General features: G+C 57.1%; 17 protein-coding genes. 4 read left to right on the top strand and 13 right to left on the bottom strand.

All coding sequences use genetic code 11. The features are described from left to right. Positions 1-635: 635 nt before the first annotated feature. The 4 genes from BSG17_RS17980 to BSG17_RS27165 all read right to left on the bottom strand — a co-directional run bounded on the left by BSG17_RS17980 (position 636) and on the right by BSG17_RS27165 (position 5,151). A complete protein-coding gene (locus BSG17_RS17980) occupies positions 636-1,304 on the bottom strand; it encodes a DUF8054 domain-containing protein (protein ID WP_244531592.1) in 669 nt (222 codons plus the stop codon). A gap of 226 nt (positions 1,305-1,530) precedes the next feature. Then, on the bottom strand, positions 1,531-2,640 hold the full coding sequence (locus BSG17_RS17985; RefSeq protein WP_139246686.1) for a hypothetical protein: 1,110 nt from the start codon (positions 2,638-2,640) through the stop codon (positions 1,531-1,533). Between the two features lie 1,415 nt (positions 2,641-4,055). Beyond that, positions 4,056-4,946, bottom strand: a complete 891-nt coding sequence (locus BSG17_RS17990) for an aldehyde dehydrogenase family protein (protein ID WP_170864859.1) — start codon at positions 4,944-4,946, stop codon at positions 4,056-4,058. Beyond that, positions 4,888-5,151 (bottom strand): hypothetical protein, encoded by a 264-nt coding sequence (locus BSG17_RS27165; protein WP_170864860.1) that lies wholly within the window; start codon positions 5,149-5,151, stop codon positions 4,888-4,890. Before BSG17_RS27165 ends, BSG17_RS17990 begins: the two co-directional genes overlap by 59 nt. A 1,814-nt stretch (positions 5,152-6,965) precedes the next feature. On the opposite strand from BSG17_RS27165, the gene BSG17_RS17995 reads away from it, so the two are divergent. After that, complete coding sequence (locus BSG17_RS17995; RefSeq protein WP_211609197.1) at positions 6,966-8,003, top strand: carboxylate--amine ligase; 1,038 nt, start codon at positions 6,966-6,968, stop codon at positions 8,001-8,003. Positions 8,004-8,206: 203 nt separating this feature from the next. On the opposite strand, the gene BSG17_RS18000 is transcribed toward BSG17_RS17995, so the two are convergent. Both BSG17_RS18000 and BSG17_RS18005 read right to left on the bottom strand, forming a co-directional pair. Further along, positions 8,207-8,506 carry a hypothetical protein gene (locus tag BSG17_RS18000; protein WP_139246687.1) on the bottom strand — a complete coding sequence of 100 codons (300 nt, stop codon included), beginning with the start codon at positions 8,504-8,506 and terminating at the stop codon, positions 8,207-8,209. Between the two features lie 42 nt (positions 8,507-8,548). Continuing rightward, positions 8,549-8,797: a DUF7861 family protein gene (locus BSG17_RS18005; RefSeq protein WP_089826593.1), complete on the bottom strand. Its 249-nt coding sequence runs from the start codon at positions 8,795-8,797 to the stop codon at positions 8,549-8,551. Between the two features lie 199 nt (positions 8,798-8,996). Here BSG17_RS18005 and BSG17_RS18010 point away from each other — a divergent pair, with 199 nt between their 5' ends. Beyond that, a complete protein-coding gene (locus BSG17_RS18010; protein WP_089826595.1) occupies positions 8,997-9,245 on the top strand; it encodes a hypothetical protein in 249 nt (82 codons plus the stop codon). A gap of 411 nt (positions 9,246-9,656) precedes the next feature. On the opposite strand, the gene BSG17_RS26200 is transcribed toward BSG17_RS18010, so the two are convergent. The 3 genes from BSG17_RS26200 to BSG17_RS18030 all read right to left on the bottom strand — a co-directional run bounded on the left by BSG17_RS26200 (position 9,657) and on the right by BSG17_RS18030 (position 12,534). After that, positions 9,657-10,229 (bottom strand): DUF7522 family protein, encoded by a 573-nt coding sequence (locus tag BSG17_RS26200; protein WP_139246688.1) that lies wholly within the window; start codon positions 10,227-10,229, stop codon positions 9,657-9,659. 1,805 nt (positions 10,230-12,034) lie between these two features. Then, positions 12,035-12,232: a hypothetical protein gene (locus BSG17_RS18025; RefSeq protein WP_089826599.1), complete on the bottom strand. Its 198-nt coding sequence runs from the start codon at positions 12,230-12,232 to the stop codon at positions 12,035-12,037. Continuing rightward, positions 12,229-12,534 carry a hypothetical protein gene (locus BSG17_RS18030; protein ID WP_089826601.1) on the bottom strand — a complete coding sequence of 102 codons (306 nt, stop codon included), beginning with the start codon at positions 12,532-12,534 and terminating at the stop codon, positions 12,229-12,231. The genes BSG17_RS18025 and BSG17_RS18030 overlap by 4 nt, the downstream gene beginning before the upstream one ends. A 193-nt stretch (positions 12,535-12,727) precedes the next feature. On the opposite strand from BSG17_RS18030, the gene BSG17_RS18035 reads away from it, so the two are divergent. Continuing rightward, the gene (locus BSG17_RS18035) at positions 12,728-12,961 is read left to right on the top strand and encodes an HTH domain-containing protein (RefSeq protein WP_089826603.1); all 234 of its coding nucleotides are present in this window, start codon (positions 12,728-12,730) and stop codon (positions 12,959-12,961) included. A 7-nt stretch (positions 12,962-12,968) separates the two neighbouring features. Here BSG17_RS18035 and BSG17_RS18040 read toward each other — a convergent pair whose 3' ends face one another. Beyond that, positions 12,969-13,232, bottom strand: coding sequence for a MarR family transcriptional regulator (locus BSG17_RS18040; RefSeq protein ID WP_089826605.1), 264 nt, complete (start codon positions 13,230-13,232; stop codon positions 12,969-12,971). A gap of 310 nt (positions 13,233-13,542) precedes the next feature. Between BSG17_RS18040 and BSG17_RS18045 the strand changes: the two genes are divergently transcribed. Continuing rightward, positions 13,543-14,277 carry a hypothetical protein gene (locus BSG17_RS18045; protein WP_089826607.1) on the top strand — a complete coding sequence of 245 codons (735 nt, stop codon included), beginning with the start codon at positions 13,543-13,545 and terminating at the stop codon, positions 14,275-14,277. 440 nt (positions 14,278-14,717) lie between these two features. On the opposite strand, the gene fmdA is transcribed toward BSG17_RS18045, so the two are convergent. The 3 genes from fmdA to BSG17_RS18060 all read right to left on the bottom strand — a co-directional run bounded on the left by fmdA (position 14,718) and on the right by BSG17_RS18060 (position 16,890). Then, on the bottom strand, positions 14,718-15,989 hold the full coding sequence (fmdA, locus tag BSG17_RS18050; RefSeq protein WP_089826609.1) for a formamidase: 1,272 nt from the start codon (positions 15,987-15,989) through the stop codon (positions 14,718-14,720). Between the two features lie 132 nt (positions 15,990-16,121). Next, positions 16,122-16,487, bottom strand: coding sequence for a fluoride efflux transporter CrcB (gene crcB / locus BSG17_RS18055; RefSeq protein WP_089826611.1), 366 nt, complete (start codon positions 16,485-16,487; stop codon positions 16,122-16,124). Beyond that, positions 16,480-16,890 (bottom strand): CrcB family protein, encoded by a 411-nt coding sequence (locus BSG17_RS18060; RefSeq protein WP_089826613.1) that lies wholly within the window; start codon positions 16,888-16,890, stop codon positions 16,480-16,482. The genes crcB and BSG17_RS18060 overlap by 8 nt, the downstream gene beginning before the upstream one ends. Positions 16,891-16,949: the final 59 nt, after the last annotated feature.

The following is a 16,949-nucleotide window of genomic DNA, read 5'->3' on the forward strand; positions in this document are numbered from 1 at the left end:
GTGTGGGAGTGCCACGCCCCCGTTACTCCTCTCCTGTGGTGGGTTCGAGTGGTTCTGCCCCGCTGATTCAGAGTTATCTTGTTGTTGTGTGTCGGTATCCTCGCCTATCACGCAGGGGATACCTACGTGAATCGGGGTGGAAGGCCGATATTGTCCGATTGTCCCGGTATGGGGGCGGGTGTACCGCCTCGGTGATGTGCAAGACGTTCTTAATCGGCAGAAAGACGAGGTTGGTCGGATTCACGCCCGCCCTGAGGGGCGGGAGTCTCTCCTTGATTCAAGATAGTACTAAACTGATATTTCCGCGTCACTCCCCACCCAGCTCGAAGCCCTCGAAGAACGCTCCCCACAACACTACGGGACGCTCCGACGGCACCTCCTCGGCACTCCTGTCAAGCAGTGGCTACAGACTGCCTCCGAAGCTGCGGCGACACGTGATGAGAAAGCAACGCTATAGCAGGCTGTCGCCGTCTGAGGACAAGTGCCCGGATTTAAATCCGGTCTTGAGTGCTGACTAACTGGGTTCAATGCCCTTGCAAACCTTTGGTTCTCGATTCTATGTTTTGTCTCTTCTCCTGGTTAGAGAGTGACCAGCGATAAAAGACGGGCCGGGATGGCCCTAACTCGATGCGTGATTACCCGTCGACGCCCTCCACTTCGTCCGCCTTCACTTCGAACAGGCGCGCATCACAGCCCTCACACGCAGAGGCGATAACTGCCCACGACCGACAGCAAGATGTGCGGGTCTTCTGTGCCAGTCGCACGGCACCGCCGCACTCTGGACACCACTCGAGGAAAACCCGCAGCTGTCTCAGTAGCACACTTCGCTGTTCGACAGGGACGTCATTCCATCCCCGGGTCAACTCCGAGAGAGCACGCTCGGCGGTCATATCCGCGACGAACGCAGCGCGGGACTCCCACTGTCCAACTTGGTTTCCGTCGACCGTGGCGACGAACGATCGGCCACGGTTCTGGGTCGTAAGTCGTGCCGAAGGAACGTCAAGGAGATCCGCGAGCGTTCGCTCCGGAGCGTCGATCTCGAGACGTTCGACCTGCTGGTGCCACGCCTCGCTGAAACGGGGTGACAGACAGAGGTCGTCCCCGCCGGCGCACACCTCGAGTGCGTCCGCCCGCCGCAGGATGTCTTCGGCGTCGACATCCTTGATGTCGCCGTAAACGTGGAACGTCTGTGTTGGTTCTTTGTCGAACCACGCAAGCACCTGATCCGGGAAATATCGCTTCGTGAGCATTGGCGTCCCCGGGACGAGGTAGCCCCGAAGGTAGATCACCGCGATGGCCGTCACAAAGGCAACGAGTCCCGAAGGTGGCGAGAGAAACGCGAGTGCGAGGCTGCCAATGACTGAGATGACGACGTTTGCGATCGTGCAGGGTAGACAGCGATTCTCCCCGGTGTACTCGGGCTGTCGAATCGCACTGTAAATTGTGTGTTTTCTAATTGACATCGTATGTTTTGGATTCGGTTTAATAATGGGGGAACCGGATTAGCCGCTACGTGCAAGCAGCTCCGGTTCAGCTACAGTTGACGCTGGAACACTCATTGCTCCGATCTTCACACACATAGAAGTCGATGTGGCTGATCTGGGACAGCTGTCCGCCCGGGTTCACATTCGCACAGAGCTCGGATGCTTCTCTCGTTCCACACGGGAACTCGTATGTCTCGCCAGCATCTGGACCGCCACCACCCTTGACAAAGACCCTACAGATGTCCACGGTGGACGTGAAGCTGAAGCAGGACCCATTCTGAGTCACATTGGTTACTGTGATTGCACCGTCACAGTACGACTCACCTGCCTCTGGGATTCCCTCAACTTTACAGAACTTATTTTCGCAGACACATCTGCAGTCAAGAGACTCATCGGGCGTGCAGGTCTCAATGACGTTTTCGTTGTCGTCATAGAACGTGACTTCCGTTGGGTTGCAACAGAGATCCGAGAGATCGAACGTGTAACAACCGCTCTCCTCGAACGTGTGCTCCATCGAGGAAGTAGTACACGCGTTGGTACCTTTTGGAGACTCCAGAGACAGTTTCGCTGTAACTGGGCAGGTCAGTGAACCCTGTTCAACGTCGTCGACGCACACCATCACACCGTCACAACAGAACGAGTCCACCCGCGTCATATCGGCCGTGTACTCACACTCCTCCGGGGGCTCACCGTTGCAGTTGTATTCGACGGTAATGTGGCTAATGTCGTTTTGGCAGTCTTCTCCCTCTGAGGTCGTGGTACACAGCTGATCATCTTCGTTCAGCTCGACTTCCGAGAGGTACGTACACTCACAGAAATTCCCGGCCTTGAGCGCGATGTCGCTAATCGCCCCGTCCGGATCCGAGTAGCTTATACACCGGCCACTTTCGCGGGTGATCTCAATGTTGGTGTCCGGAATCGTGCACGATTCGCCCACACTGAGGCTTATTTTGCAGTACGAGCAGTTCGTGTCCTGTTCTTCTTCGGGGAAACACTGGGTTGTCCCTGCTTCGCAGGTACAGTCGTCTTGTACGCCGCTCGCAGCTCCAACACCGGAGAAGCCGGTTATCGCCGCAGCGGTACCGGCCGCCTTCATCACGTCCCGTCGATTGATTGGAAGTCCTTCATCGTCGCTTGGTTCGACATCTTCTGTCATGGTTGTAGTTCACACCCCACGAGTGGTGGGGTGGCAGATAAAGAACACGACTGTTATTAACCAGAGCAGATTGTTTGACATGGTTTCAGGCGTTATAAGTTTACTATCGACAACTACTGTACAGTATCCCCTTCGAAATAATCGTTTACCCCAGAATATACTCCTATTCCGGAGGTACTGGTAAGATTCTATAGCAATTGGTACTGCCCTACTCTGACCTCGATCTCCACCCTATTTCCTAGTCGCTGAACATCCACAAGAGACCACATCTGTCCTTTGTCTTCATAACCGTTGAATTCCATCGAAAGCAGTCATTCTTATAGTATGTTATGAATAGTCAAGTATTGCAACTGAAAAAAATGACCGATTACTAGATATGACGTACTAGATTCTGGGATGAATTATATCACGCGGCGGCGCTCAATGAACTCGAGGCACTGCTCAGGTAATTACTCCCACAGAGTGTACGCTTGGCAGCCGTCTGTCCCCCTCTCGTCACCGTTCATTTGGGTATCCACCGTTGTCGCCACAGTTGGGTGTCAGGCTGGTCGTCGACGAGTGGGTGTCGTCTAAACACGAGAGAGCGCGCATATGCAGCACGCTTGATTACAGGCCTCGTGCTCTTCTCCCGGCGATGCCTATGAGGCCGAAGGTCGTAGAAAACGCGTGGGTGAGACGGGCAAATCCACCCATAGAGCGGTGTCAGAGGCACGCACTGACACGGGTGATCATCCCGTGCAGCGCGGTTAATGTTTTCTCATTCACACATTTTATTTTTTGACGGCCGCGTAATCAGGCATGTTCTGTTACTTGTTAACTGAGTCGCCCTTCGAATGTTGCCCGAAGTTTCTGACAACGTTCGGTAAGGTATCTGTGGACGTGCTGAACTCAGCGCGCGAATCAGTTGGGGAGAGGGTATCGCCGGGGAATCTCAAAGCAGTTTTCCCCTGGGGAAATTCGCGAGGTTCTTCACTCTGCTAAAATCATCTCCCCGGTCAGGAACTGGAGATTGTCGAGGACTCTATTGCGGGGCTCTACCTCACGGAACCACTTATTACAATCCTAAGGGTCGCTGTATTGCCTTCGTCACCTACCTCGGAAACGTCAGAGGTCACGGATTACGAGATTCACTCACTGTGATCACTCATGTTTCTTATCAGAACTGGTCGGAATCTGGTCCACTAGGTAGGAGCTGACGGGGAATTGTCAGAGTACACCACTTGTCTCACATAGATACGCGAACGCCTCCTCGAGGCACTTCAGCGCAGGCCGGGAACGCGTCCGAACGACCGAAGGAGTCGGAGGAGTCGGCGCGCTGAGACCTCGGCATCCTCGCCAGCGGGGACGAACGTCATTCCTCAGTTCCGTGCGATCGTCTGGGGGACCGTGTACTTCAGGAGCCCTTCAGGCCCGTGTCACCGTCCGATTCCAGATCCTTTCGTTCCGCCCATCGGTGCCGTGGGCGCGGCGTAACCGACCGCGTAAGCATCGTTGATGGTGACCATTCCAGCGTCGAGTCGACGCGTGACAGACACGCCCCGCTGTCGATCGCTCGTCCAGACGCTCGCGTTCAATCCGTATGGCGTCTCGTTCGCCCGCCTGATTGCTTCCTCGGCGTCTTCGACCCGGTAAATGGCGATGACGGGGCCGAACGTTTCCTCAGCGCACAGCGTCATCTCCTCGGTGACGTCGACGAGGACCGTCGGTTCGTATACGGTCGGACCGACGTCGGGCCGGGCTCGACCGCCCGTTAGGACCGTCGCACCCTTCGCCACGGCGTCATCTACGTGCGCCGCCACCTTCGCGAGGTGAGCTTCCGAGATGAGCGATCCAACCTCGATGTCGTAGTCAAACGACGCGCCGAGGGTGAGCTGTTCGACCCGCTCTATGAATCGTGTGAGGAATTCGTCATAGACGGCGGCTTCGACGTAGATGCGTTCTGGGGCCATACAGACCTGCCCGGAGTTCCCAAAACAGCCCTGAACCATCCGTTCGAGCGTCACGTTGAGGTCGACATCAGCGAGGACGACCATCGGATTCTTGCCGCCGAGTTCGAGCGAACAGCTGATACCCCGTCGACCGGCTAGTTCACCTATCTGTCGCCCCGTCCCCGTGCCCCCTGTGAACGAAACGAAGTCGACGGTGTTGACGAGTGCAGCGCCCGCCTCCGCGCCCGTTCCGGTCACGACGTGGAAGGCGTCCCGCGGGAGTCCCGCTTCGTAGAGTAGCTCTGCTCCGGCGAGAGCGCTAAACGGCGTCTGCTCGGCTGGTTTGACGACGACCGTATTGCCCGCGAGGAGAGCCACTGTTTGCTTCACCGCTCTGTTCGATCAGGCCCTGTTCACGCAGCGGGCGGAACACATAGGTCCGTGAGCCCTCGGCGATATCGGCGGCAGACATGACGTCGTGGACGGGTGCGTCCCCACCGAGATAGGCGATTGCTTCGAGGGCCGACCGCCGGACACCTGTCACAGTCTCGATACTGGATTCATCGTCGTTAGTGTCGCTCATTGTGGGGTCCTTCACACTGAATCGGTGTAGGTTTTAATGCATTAGTAACCGGTTCATCGAAACCGCCGACACAATAAGGCGGGGTATGAGGTGAACGCTGGCCAGATGGGGTGTCGAACAAGCGATGCTAAGTAGTGGGGTGTCGACGACGAACGTCTCTGGAAGTTGATATAGTCGCAATGGGGGGTGTCAGGCGAGCGCTCGAGAGGGGATGTCGACCACTAGCGACAGGCGAGATGCGGATGAGTGCACCCTCGCGGCGACGCCAACCTGACGACGACACACATCGCGAATGAGGGAGGCGACGGCGTAGACTTGGCCCTGCGTGTACGACCTGTGACGTCGGCGACGACCGTCGCCGCAGGAGACCAACATTGGTGGGCCGACGACGCACTCGATCGCACTACACCCAACAGCACAAACAGTTGTGCCCACCGCTCGGCGACGAGTAGATGACGCTGGCGAGGTCACCGAACACACAGACGAAGTCACTGGTTCCAGAGTGTCCACACTCCGTGTCCGTCCGGAGGCGACACCACTACTCGGTGCGTCGGACTGCAACTGCAAGGAACGGTCACAGCTGGCCACTACACGTAACCGCGTGAGGGACGAAGCTGAGAATGCATTCTACCCACCCCGCAATCATAACCCCGCAGCGGGGAGAATGCAGATGGCATTCCGGTTTTCGCAACGCCCTCTGGCCCAGGGCGTTTTCACCCGAGGCGAGTGCGTGCGGAGTCTCAACTATTGGGTTCTCCCTGGGGACTCTCTCGCGTCGTGACTAGCGCACGCCACTGTCGCGGTGGGAGATGGGTCTGCTTTCTTCTTCGCGTGGGTGGTTTCACTAGCCGTGTTGTCGACCGTCTCTCACTCACTCAAGGACGAGTGCCCAGTGCACTGAACGAACGGGGCCATGAGTGTCTGCCTGCCAGCGAGCATGTCGATCTCGACCTCCGTGGTTCCGTCGACGAACAAACTGGCTGTGAGATGGATGCAGACTGCCAACGGCGACGACGAGGCCCGTGCTGACGAGACACCAGCGTACCCGACGGCTGCGACACAGTGGACGCGACCGGACGAACGCGAGTCCAGCCACGTGGTGTGTCACACAGTGGGTCCATCTCGGTGCTCGCGTCGTAGTTCTCTCGAGTGCGACATCCTGTCTCTGCAGCAGGCGACTACTGACAGCGCCCAGGGCGGGGTTGATTGGCACCGTCGCCGCGTGGCAGATGCATGAGTGGCGACGCCGTCGACACGTCTGTCTCGTGTTTAGACGACACCCCAGCCGGCGGCGGCCAGCCCGACACCCAACTGTGGCGATGACTGTGGACACCCCGGAGTGCAGCACTGGCTTCGTCGGCGGTGCGACAACATGCGTGGCCCTCCGAGAAACGAGACGGCTGTGTGTCAATCCACTCGTGCGTCGCGGTGGGTCACACACCCATGCTGAAACGACCAGAGTCGCTATCAACTCACTCCTCGCAACGATGAAGCCCAATCCTCGGAAAGAGACAACTGTGGTGTGACCAAGCAGATATCACACAGTGTGAAGCGAGTTGTATCGACTGTTTCTCGTGTATAATTGCCGATTACTTATTTGACAATAAAAGCAAAGAAGGTGTATGGTCCCTCGTAGTATGATTGCGCGGTCACAGAGTACTACTGACCGCGATGCAGTGGTCATCCCAGCATCGAAATACCCACACGGCTACGCGTCGATTCGCTCGCTTGCGCAGGCAGATGTGCACACTATCGTCGCTGTGTCAGACGCCTCCCACCCGCTTACCGCCTCGCGATACTGCGATGAAGTCGTCATGATCCCCCCGTCATGGGAGCTCGGTGCCTACAAAGATACACTCTTGGGCCTCGCTGCCCGGCCAGACGTGCGAACGATTATCCCCCACCGACCGCAGGAGCCCTACCTCCTCGCAAAGTATCACGACCAGTTCTCCGAGTACGTCGATCTCGCCGTGCCGTCGCTTGAGACGCTGACGCGTGTCCACGACAGAAAGCGACTGATGGAGGCTGCCGCGGACGCCGGTGTCCCAGCACCACGGACCGAACTGCTTGATGACGCCGCCGACTGGAACACCGATCGCATCATCAAGGCTCGATACAACCTGCTCGTCGACGACTATGTCGAATCGGTTGGGCCGGACGAGTCACAGATCGTGAAACACGTCGAGCACGTCTCAGCAGACGAATCCCACGATAGTGCAGCAATCCGAGAACAGATGAACCACACTCCGATCGTCCAAGCGTACGTCGACGGCCCAGAGTACATGATCGGTGCACTCTGCGAGCATGGCGAAACAGTAGCAATGTACCAGCACCGACAGATCCGGGGTGACTCACACACTGGCGGGGGTGGTGTCTACCGCGAGACGGTCAAGAACCCGGAGCTCGAAGCAAACGCTCGCGCCCTGCTGGAGACACTTGAGTGGCATGGCCTCGCTTGTATCGAGTACGTTCGCGACGCCGACACTGGCGCGTTCAAACCGATTGAACTCAACCCCCGGATGTGGCAGTCGCTCGCATGTGCGACGCGTGCAGGCGCTGACTTCCCGGTGTGGTACTGGCTGCAGGCGACTGGCCGCTCGGAGCAAATCGAGCCCGGATACGACGCCGGCGTTGGGACGCACTATCTGGGCGGGGAACTGCAACACATCGTGAGTATCGCTCGCGAGCGATCATCACTCGTCGAGACGCCGTCGCTGACGGGCCGCCTCCGTGAGATTCTCAAATCGTGCTATGAGTGCCCTGCGTTCGACTATCTCCACGCGGATGACCCCAGCCCATTCCTGCGGCAGACACACACGGGATCTATCAAAGCGATTACGAGACGACTGTGAGACGCTCACCCACGTAGATGGGGTGTGTCGGTCTCGTAGCTCGTCGGGCGGTACTCTCAGACTCGACGCTCTGCGTTCGACGCCACGCTTCCATCAGCGCAGACGTTTCTCTTCGGCTGTCATAGCGACCAGAGGGACGACATCTCACCACCGGTTGTGCGGCGTCGGACCGAGTCCGTTGTCACACGACGTCGTCGAGGTGCCTACGCGAGCAGCGTCTCAAGCTCGTCGAGGTCAACCGCGTCGTATGCACGAATGTCGTAGCGATTCGCGCTGGAGCGCTCGGTGTAGAGCTCGATGATCTCGAGCTCGACCAGCAAGGCGAGCAGGCGGCCGAACGTGCGGGCTGGGAGGGGTGGGTCCTCAAGATGGGCGTCCAGTTGCCGACTTGTTGGATAGGGCGTGTGGCGTCGTTCTTCGTAGAGTGCGGCAACGAGCGGTTCTGCGGCATGCGGTGCGATGATGAGTACCGCATCACCCTCGCCGTGCGGCGTCCTCCTCACAGAGTTGTTCGTCGTGGTCGCGGGCGCTCTTGCCGTGTCAGTCTATTGTCCCCGCTTGCGCCGGAACCAGATTTGCGAGCCGACCGGCGATTGGGTTTCGTCGATGTCGAGCCGACTGACGAAGAGGTCCCGGATTGCCAGTGTGACAACCAGTTCAACCGACTTGCCGTCAGCGTCGACGACGTCAACCACGCAGTGGCCGTCGCACTCTCTAATCCGCTCGATGGTGCCGGTCTCCCACCGGTCGAGGTCATGCGTCGGCTGCTTCGCGTGGATCCGGTCGTGTTTCATCGACCGGCGGTAGGGCCGCAGAGGTGTTCAAACCGCCGGACGAGACTTCCGAACCGGACGTGACCGACGCGACCACAACAGTCGTGCTCGTGTGGTCCTTAGCCCTGACATGGACGACGACCTTTTGTGCCGCGACGAGGCGATTCGCCAGACCAATCGATACATATATCGTATTTGACTATTGCACACCACACACCCAATGAGTCTCCTGCTCGATCTCTTGAAGAGCGTCTTTCTCGGGGCCATCGATCTGTTCGTCATCGATGCGGGCGGGGACCGCAAGTCGGTGCGACGTCAACTACGGATTGCTCGACTCGTCGTCGGGGTGCTCGTCGCCATCGCTGCACTCGTGGTTTGGACAGTCACTTCCCCGCTACGGTGGGGTGCGGCAGCTATCGGTATGCTCGCAGTTGCATACGGATTGTATGCGGAAGTCCGCTATCGCTGAGCCAGTGTGACAGATTGATCGCGGTTTGTGCCATCGAGGTGCTTACGCGAGCAGTGCCGCGAGTTCCTCGAGCGCTGCCGGGTCATATGCGCGAATATCGTAGCGGTTGGCGCTGGAGCGCTCGGTGTAGCACTCGATGATTGCGAAATCGACCAAGAGGGCAACCAAGCGGCCGAACATGTGGGGTGGGATCGGTGGGTCTTCCAGTTGATCGTACAGTTGCCGACTTGTTGGATAGGGGCGTGCGTCGGCGTCGACAAGCGATGCGAGTTAGAAGCGGTCAGTGACGAGCTCGACTGCGCCACACTGCCGGCATTTTACCGTCGGTGATCGTCGTCAAGCCCTGGAAAGCAATGCGTCACAAACGCGAGATGGCACCACGCACCGAGTCAGTTCACGGCCAATCCACACTTAGTCGTCGATGCGCTCACTAAGCTTGTTGTCCAACGCAGAGATGATTGTACGCGTGACGACGCTCAGATCGGCATCAACTGTTGTGCCAACGAAGATGCCGATTGAGTCGTCGTGGTTCCACGCGAGACACAGGGCTCGATTCGTGAAGACACGTACCGAGAGTTGGAAATCACCAAGCGTCGACGAAAGCTCGTCACTTAGCGAGTGGCTGGGATTCTCAGCCGGGAGTTGTTCATCGACGAGATACTCGATGAGCTCGATAATGATCGCGGGATCGACGTCGTCGGCCTCCGGTGGGAGATATGCTTTTACGTAGTCTCGCTGTGGGAAGTTTCCCCAGAAGACTCCGCGCAAGTCATCGCCCAGTTCGGACTGCAGTTCGGTTACTACCGCGTCGACTCTCGCTTGTATATTTTCTGAATATCTGACCGTGGATACAATAAGTACTTGGTGTTGTTTCTTCGTTTCGTCACCATTGTTCCAGTCCAGACACAGCGTGTGAACCGGTCTTCTCCTTGCTCGTGATAAGCGGCGAATTCCGACACGCTCACCGACAGCGGGTATCGGCACTCGAAGTGTACCACGAGTGGGACCCAACGCAGGTTGTGTTGTCCCCTCCAAGTTGCGAGCGACGCCGTGCGTGTGTTTCTGAGTCGTCGTACGGTGGTGTTATGTAGTATGGTGCTGGGCGTACGTCGGCGTCGGCGAGTGGTTAGAAGCGGTAGGTGACGATCTCGGGTGCGTCACAGACTGGGCAGGTCGAGTCTGTGGCCGTGCATGTCGTCCCACAGTGGCGACATTCGTGGATGACGGTGTCTGTCGAGAGCAATCGTGTAAGCCGGCTGCGGAGCGTGTCACTGCTCGACATAGTTGCGTGGTCTCGTCCCATCCCTGCTAAGTGTTTCTCTTGGGACTGTCGGGTGTGCTGATAGTGAGGTGGGGTCGAGGGGGTCAGGCCAACGTTCGGATTTCACAACCGTGTTTTCGGGGCTTCCCTTCGGGGATTTGAGCCGGTTGTGAATGGCCATCAGAGCGTCGAGTGCGGGGGAGCGCGTTTTTCGAGGGCTGTATCGGGTTCGATGGTATTGTGAATGTTTCCTGGCGGTGACCCGCTGTCGGAGCCATCCAGTGTGGGCTCCTCGGTGCTGTTGGGTCCGTCTCTTGTGGCTCTGCCTCGAGAGCGTAGGTGTCTGTATCGCCTCGAAATCGGCTTGTAGCCTCGTCGATAGACCTTTGTTCAGTCTAGCCAGCAACGTAGCTATGCGCTCTGTGTGGTCCCGTCGTCGCCTCCTCTCTGTCGTCAGTCTTTGTGGTCTGTCAGCCCTCGCCGGCTGTTCGCTGAATCCCCTCCGTTCGCGACAGCTCGCCCACGAGGTTGAGGTGTTCAACTATTCGGATCGCACGCACAACATCCACTATCAGGTGGACACAGCAGCCGGAACAATCCTCGTTGATCACCTGTATCGGCTCGAGAGTAACACAGCGAGAGAAGCAACGGAGCCATTCGTCGGCACCCCAGCGCGGATCATCGTACCAATCGACGGAAGGCGTCCTGAAACGTTCGCGTGGCCGCAGCCAGACTGCGATGCGCAGGGTGTCAGGAGTGCTGGCGGAGTGCGATTCGCATACGGGTTTGAGGAAGCGGCTGCCATTGGGATTTCGCCGACATGTGAGACGGTGTCTCTCGGGTGATCGGTAGGGGTGCTGCTTGCCGCCGCTTGAGCTTCTTCGGCAGCCAGCACTCGACGTTCGGCGTGTCGTCGGCCGTGAGGGTGTTACGCGACCGTCGCTACCGCGTTTCAACGATGTTTGGGTAACCACTCCGCGGGTCCGCGGTTCCGCAGATCATTGAGGCTTCAATTTCACAGGGATTCGTCTGGAAACTGAATCTTGCTTTGCCTGAGACCGCTCTGCGGTCACTTCAACCCCACAAGGGTTCGTCTGAATCAAGTCGGCGTTCGCCGAAGCGTGGGACGAACTCGAAGCTTCAACCCCACGAGGGTTCGTCTGAAACGGATGAGGATCGCCTGGTCGTCTCGGGAGTATTGTCGGCTTCAACCCCACGAGGGTTCGTCTGAAACCATGGCCAATTCGACCACTTAGAGGCCTGTATTAACCGGATATACATCAGACTTTCCGTCGACCTCCAATTACCCTCTCACTGCGGGGGGTCGACGGAATTCGGAGGAGGTGGCATCTGACTATACTGGAACCGGTTTAGCTGCATATACGCAAAATACGCAACTGGACAGTGGGACGTTCCGAGGTTGTAAAGACGTCGCAGAATTTGGTTCAATCTGCTCACTCACCACTGTTGTGTAGCAGGATCAAGCAAGGGGGTGATAAGAATTTGAAGGGAGATGAGCTATGCCAAGCTATCTGACTTGACAATCGTGCCTTTCGATCCGCTCCGCCAACCCTACTGTCCCACAGACGGGACACTCGACAAGCGGCGTCGGCGGTAACTCCTCGGTCGACTCCAAGGCCGCATACAGATGGGCTTGCACCTCCGTATCCTCCGTTCGCGACAGCGCTTGAGAGAGGTGCATCTCCAACTCCTCGCGTGCGCTCATGCGTGGGCCTCCTTGCGCTCTGTATCAACCTGCAGCCCAACCCGCGCAAGCTGACCAAGAGAGGCCCACCCACGCTCCTGGGCGACAAACTCCTGCCACTCTGCGAGCGGGCGGCCATCGAGTGGCTGGAAGTGATCGAGCTCGCGCCCGTTGAAGACGACGACGGCGTCGGCGGGGCGGTAATAGTGATGGGTCGACCCCGTGGCGTCGACGCCGAGGGTGAACGAGCGGGCAAGGGCGTCGGTGAGGTGGCTGGCTAGCGATGCGGTACGCTCTTGTGGTGTGGTATGCGTAATTGACATTGGTCTTCTCCAATCCATCAGAAGACCGGTCCCGCGTGCGACAACACGCGGGCATTCTCACGCCCAAGAGGGACCTGTCTTCCTTACCTTGAGACACGTGTCTTATGGTGAAAAAGGTACCGTTTTACTAGAAGTGTTCTTCCCAACAGACAGGTGTCGCAAGGGCTACGTATGTGGGTTAGTAGATGGTAGTATGACCCGTGACCGCGACGAAAAGGGGATGTTCACCGAACTTACGACGGCCGAAGCAGTTCTCAAAGTACTCGAAACATCAGATGACCCGGTGATGACAGCCAAAGAGATCGCAGATCAATTAGAGGTCTCACGTGATACGGTAGGTCGAAAACTAGCTCAGCTGTCGGAGGAGGGGAAAGTGAGACAAAAGAAGGTGGGAGCCAGAGCAGTTGTATGGTGGATTGAGGACTAAGTACGATTCAACTCAAGTTTTCCTCTAACGTCAGGTCTTCTGCTTTAATCTCACCAGCAAGGTAGGCACTACCTTTCTTTGTCAGTTCATACATTCCTCGCTCTTCGTCGTGGTATTCGACTAATCCCGCGGATTTCAGTTTCCGAAGTCGCTGGTTAACGGTCGAAAGTGTATAGCCGATATTGACTTCAATGACACCCGGTGTGGCTATTAGCTGGCGGTTTCCCTCGTTAAGCAAAAACTCCAGTATCGCGTCATCCGCACGGGTCATCCAATCTACGTGCGGTCGTCTCATGACTTCGAAAGCCTTCGTTCGACCAATAAACGTAGATGATATGTTCAAAAAGTGCATTGTTTAGGTTTCTTCAGTGCAGTGTATGGTGCACTAGTTCTAAGTAGGTTCGGAGAGTAAGCGGGAGCAACGACTGTTCGCCGGGTTTGACTGTCCCTTCAGAAAGGACCCGTGCTGAAGACACGGATCCGGTGCGGTCGTAGGAAACCCAAAACCGCATGTCTTCGAACACACCACCTACCCAAAAAGGTCTCGTCGCACAGTCGCCCGTCGCTACGGAGGGCACCCAATGAGCGCGACCACGAGTCCGGCCCTCGCCGACGAACTCGAGACGCTCAAGTCCCGCATCGACGCTCTCGAAACGAAGAACGACCAACTCGAAGCCCGGGTCGACGAGCTCGAAACCGAGAACCAAGAGCTCCAAGCCCGCGTCGACACCCTCGAAGCCGACACCGACCAGCTCGAAGCGACCGTCGACGACCAGGCCAAGACGATCGAGTCCCACCAGGCAGACCTCGCCGAGTCCAAAGCCCGCGTGCGCAAACTCGAAACAAACTACGAGTCGGCGCAGGAACACCGCAAGCGACTCCAGCAGCAGTTCCACGAGTTGACCACCGACGACGTCGCCACGAGCGACGACGACGTGACGTCACTCTCCCCGCTCCAGCAGGTCGTCGCCTTCTCCAAGGAGGCCGTCGAAAAACTCACGCCCAACGAGAAACGCGCCCGCTACGTCGCGAAGGGCATCAGCGACTACGCCACAAAGGTCCCGGCGGGCTACACAATTGATTCGAGTACCATTAGCACCGTCCTGCGCTCGAAGGACGGCGAGAGTCCCCACACGGAAACCGTCTCGCGAGTGATGGAGTTCCTCAATCGCTTCGGCAAAGACGAGACGAAGCTCGTGAAACGTCGCGGGACGAAACGCGTCGTCTTCACAGAGCAAGCGGTCGCGGACCTCGAGTCAGCGACGAGTGAGGACACACGCAGTATCACAGACGTTGTGATGTGGTGGCGACAGTGAGGGCGTGATAGCCGCCTCCTCTACACCAGATACACGATAGGGAGCTAACACAACACGCGGGGACGCACGGTTACACTAGCAGCAGCATTCGGGAACCCCTTGGTTGTTGTAGGAGTGGTAGTGGTGAATGAAACGGATTCGACTGGTTCGCTCGATCGGAGCCTATCACAACGGGTGTGATGAGAGCAACGAGGCCAGTGTCAGTACCGTGGAAATTCGGGGTGCTCACAAGCGAGTACTGAGTAAAGAGGACGTGCCGATACGAGGGTTCTTGTCTGATTCACCCTCACCTGTCTCTGAGAGTTCTCTGGGTACTGACAGTGGTGGTGATGGCTAGACAACGGACGTGCGTAACCCCAGGTGACGAGATGAGGACTCGAGAGACCGTGAGTATCGACTCAAATAATCGACGTCGGAGAGGTCGAATGACCCCACTGTCGTCACCCGAGGGGATTGTCAGTGACGACGAGATCTCCGCGATCGGCACGGTTCTCAAGTTTTCCGGGCGAGATATCGAACTCGAAGACACCTTTCGGAAGCGCGAGCGTCGAACACGCGTTGGGGATATCGACGACACCGCTTTGTCGGCCTTCGGCGGGAACCGTTCCGAGGATATGGAGTGCTTGCTGGCCGGTGTAGCCGAACTTCTTGAGGTAGTCGATTGCCTGCAGACACGCCCGCCGGTAGGCCGTATGCGAATCGATGTAGCGTTGTTCACCGTCCTCCGTGACTGAGTAGCCACAGAATGTGATGTAATCCTCGAAGTGTGGGCCGCGGTGACCGGGTTCGAAAATCGGATGGTCGACACCATGCTTCTTCATCCCGTCCTTGACGAGGTTGAACTCGACGTCGACATAGCCGGCCATTTCGATCGCGCCACAGAACGTGATCTCACCGTCGCCTTGCGAGGCATGGAAGTCACCGACAGCGAATTTCGCGCCGTCAACGTAGACGGGGAAATAGACGGTGGATCCAATGGAGAGGTCCTTGATGTCGTGATTCCCACCATGTTCTCGTGGAGGGACAGTCCGCGCCGCTTCTTGTGCGGCTTCTTCGGCGGCATCAGGATCCATCTCACCCATGAGGGCACCTTCTGTCGTTGGTGGGTTTGCAACAGGCGGCTCGGACTCGCCGGTCGGATGATTCGGAATCGACTCAGGGTCTTCCTCAAACTTATCGATGAGTTCCTGCTCTCGTTCGTTCCATTCTTGAAGCAGTTCTTGACTGGGTGCACAGCCAGCGAGTCCGGGGTGTATCTTCCCTTCATACCGAACATCTGGGACGTGCCGTGAGGAGACGGTGTATCCATCAAGATCCCAGATGGATTTCGCTGCATTCGGGAAATGGTCAGTCAAGAACCCGCCACCGTTCTGTTGTGAGAACGTCCCGGTGAAGCCGAACTCAGAGCGATTGTTGAGCGGTCCCATATCGTGGAACTCTACTTTCAATAGGTCGCCGGGTTCGGCACCTTCGACGTGGACTGGCCCTGCGAGATAATGAACCTGTGAGAGGTCGACATCACGGACCTCATTGGCATTATCGTTATCAGAAATCTGACCGCCGGTCCAATCGAGTGCTTCTAAGCGAATCGTCTCACCGGGCTCGGTTGTGACAGCAGCGGGGATATCCGGATGCCACCGATTGAACGGATTGGCACCGGGTTGGTCATCTGGTGGACTATCGACGTCGACTTCGAATTTGACTTCGGGCATCTCCGCATAATATATTACATGACTAATCAATAAGAATTCGCTAATATTTCAAACATCTATTGATTGATATGAATTTGGGTGTTCACTTTGTCCCAGCTAAATTCATTACGTGTGTAAGATGCTGAAATATTCTCAAACACGACCCACAATGAGCCACGCGAGACCGATCGCGACAAGCGCGCCGACGAGGTTGCCGGTCGCATACGTGAGTGCCAAGATAACCTGGTCGTCTTCCCATAGCTGAACAGTATCAACGGAAAACGAGGAGAACGTAGTGTAGGACCCACACGCACCAGTCCCGACGAGAGACAGAACTGCGTCACTCGCACCCAGAAAGGTCACCAATGCTAGGACGAAACTTCCAACGACATTGACGGCGAACGTTCCCAATGGAAACTCGTGGCCACCGAGAGTACCGGCGACGGCTCGGTTGGTGCCATATCGTAAGAGAGCACCGAGAGCTGCACCGGCGCCAATTAAATGCGCCGGCTCAACCATCTATTTCTCCCCCGATGCGAGCAGCAAGTGATCGACCAAGGAGGACTGCAATAAGCCCAAGACAGTAGTTCGCGATGACGTTGAGAACACCGAATACAGGCGTTGTAAGCGTGGTTTCGAGAGCGAACGTACTGTACGTCGTGAACGAAGAGAGAAACCCCGTCCCGGCCAGTACTGAAAACTCATCCGAGAGTACGTTGGCATACTCTGATTCGTACACGAGGAAGCCAAGAGCGAAACAACCCAACACGTTCGCGACAAGCGTCCCACCGAGACCTGGAATCAGACCAGCGAAGAAATGACGAAGATTCGCGCCTGCGAACGCCCCGACTGTAATGAGACCAACGACTTGGGTACCATAGAGCAGTTGTTGTCTATCGGGCGTGAAGGTGAACGAAACCATATATGAAGCGCGTCAGGATTCAAACTTTGAAGGGTGAATCAACCAGCGACTCAATGGGT

Origin of the sequence: Halogranum amylolyticum (genome assembly GCF_900110465.1) — an archaeon.
GTDB classification, from domain to species: domain Archaea; phylum Halobacteriota; class Halobacteria; order Halobacteriales; family Haloferacaceae; genus Halogranum; species Halogranum amylolyticum.

Coding starts and splice junctions, on each gene's coding strand:
- BSG17_RS18060 (WP_089826613.1), bottom strand. CDS start 16,890: ATGGTTTCGTTCACCTTCACGCCCGATAGACAACAACTGCTCTATGGT.
- BSG17_RS18030 (WP_089826601.1), bottom strand. CDS start 12,534: ATGTCAATTACGCATACCACACCACAAGAGCGTACCGCATCGCTAGCC.
- BSG17_RS17995 (WP_211609197.1), top strand. CDS start 6,966: ATGATCCCCCCGTCATGGGAGCTCGGTGCCTACAAAGATACACTCTTG.
- fmdA (WP_089826609.1), bottom strand. CDS start 15,989: ATGCCCGAAGTCAAATTCGAAGTCGACGTCGATAGTCCACCAGATGAC.
- BSG17_RS18035 (WP_089826603.1), top strand. CDS start 12,728: ATGACCCGTGACCGCGACGAAAAGGGGATGTTCACCGAACTTACGACG.
- BSG17_RS18025 (WP_089826599.1), bottom strand. CDS start 12,232: ATGAGCGCACGCGAGGAGTTGGAGATGCACCTCTCTCAAGCGCTGTCG.
- BSG17_RS18010 (WP_089826595.1), top strand. CDS start 8,997: ATGAGTCTCCTGCTCGATCTCTTGAAGAGCGTCTTTCTCGGGGCCATC.
- BSG17_RS18040 (WP_089826605.1), bottom strand. CDS start 13,232: ATGACCCGTGCGGATGACGCGATACTGGAGTTTTTGCTTAACGAGGGA.
- BSG17_RS27165 (WP_170864860.1), bottom strand. CDS start 5,151: ATGAGCGACACTAACGACGATGAATCCAGTATCGAGACTGTGACAGGT.
- BSG17_RS18005 (WP_089826593.1), bottom strand. CDS start 8,797: ATGAAACACGACCGGATCCACGCGAAGCAGCCGACGCATGACCTCGAC.
- crcB (WP_089826611.1), bottom strand. CDS start 16,487: ATGGTTGAGCCGGCGCATTTAATTGGCGCCGGTGCAGCTCTCGGTGCT.
- BSG17_RS18045 (WP_089826607.1), top strand. CDS start 13,543: ATGAGCGCGACCACGAGTCCGGCCCTCGCCGACGAACTCGAGACGCTC.
- BSG17_RS17985 (WP_139246686.1), bottom strand. CDS start 2,640: ATGACAGAAGATGTCGAACCAAGCGACGATGAAGGACTTCCAATCAAT.